The organism is Bdellovibrio sp. MYbb2 (genome assembly GCF_056175685.1).
Window position 1 is genome coordinate 1 of record NZ_JBJKJI010000017.1, and the last position, 1,281, is coordinate 1,281.

Sequence of the window (1,281 nt, forward strand, 5' to 3'; positions counted from 1 at the left end):
TGGAGTGAACCCCGATTTTTTGGACACAGTTAAAAGTTCACGGACTCCTTGTACTCGACTGGGCTCTTCATGCCAAGTGCTGAGTGCGGAGCGACGTTGTTATAATCTGCAAACCATTGCGGCAATAGCTTAAGAACCGTTTCTGCACTATCGCAGTCTGCTTGATAGACGTAATCTCTTTTGATTGTTTTAACAAAAGCTTCAGCCATACCATTTGATTCTGGGCTGTAGGCTCTGGTGTAACAACAATGAAGATTTAGTTCACGCCCAAGATCTTTCACCGATTTCGCTCGGTAAATTGATCCTCGATCTGACAACCACTGAATTTCACGGGAACATCGTAACGACTCCCCAAATCTCGCTTCTACCGCCTTAACCATCAGCTCTTCGATGTCGTCAGCCGACAGAGGTTCTGTTCTAGCGACATAGGCAAAGGCTTCGCGGTCGCAGCAGTCCAAAGCAAATGCCACAAAAACTTTCTCGCCGTTAAAACAACGGATTTCCATTCCATCTGAGCACCAGCGCAGATTCGGGAACATGGTCATAACAACGCCGGTATGTGGTCGCTTCGGCTGCGGCATTGTTTGTGGCAACGAAAGACCATTCATTCGCATGATTCTCTGAACACGCTTACGATTGATTTTATTGCGCCCGGCAAGAGCCCTCTGGCGATTCACCATTGTGGTGACTCGGCGATAGCCGTAAGTGGCTCTGAGTGCTATTACGGCTTTGATTTCTTCTAAAATGATTTGATCGTCTGATTTTTGATAAAAGCGAGGCATTCCAATTTCCTCCTGAGAAACTGGTTCGTAGTAAAGTGAACTTCGACTGACGTCGAAGATTTCTGCGATGTCGGTTACTTCATACCGATTAAGCGCTTTGACTTCTTTGGCGGTTGAAGTGCTTTTAAAATCGCTTTTTTTTGAACAATCTCAAGACCATCTTTGAGGATGTCGTTCTTGATCGTCAAATCACCAACTTTGGCTTTGAGAGTCTGATTCTCAGCTTTGAGTTTGTCATTTTCCTCAATGATTTTTTGGATATATTCAGGACTGATTGGTGATTCTGTTTTCTTGTGGTTCATTTGCCTCTTCCAACTATAGAGAGTGATAGCATGAACCCCGTATTTCCTGGCAAGCACTGGGATGGAAATTCCCTGTGAATAGTGCTCTTTGATGATTAATTGCTTCTTTTCCTGTGTAAATAATTTCCGTCTGTTAGACGTTACTTCCATAAAGACCCCCTGGGCTGGGTGTCCAAATCAAATCGGGGTCAGGAACA

At 44.7% G+C, this 1,281-nt stretch carries 2 protein-coding genes; both read right to left on the reverse strand.

Annotation, left to right across the window (positions count from 1 at the left end; translation table 11 throughout):
- Positions 1–29 precede the first annotated feature (29 nt).
- Positions 30–851, reverse strand: coding sequence for an IS3 family transposase (locus tag AC04MQ_RS19285; protein ID WP_475392898.1), 822 nt, complete (start codon positions 849–851; stop codon positions 30–32).
- 5 nt (positions 852–856) lie between these two features.
- Positions 857–1,234: a transposase gene (locus AC04MQ_RS19290; RefSeq protein WP_475392897.1), complete on the reverse strand. Its 378-nt coding sequence runs from the start codon at positions 1,232–1,234 to the stop codon at positions 857–859.
- Positions 1,235–1,281: the final 47 nt, after the last annotated feature.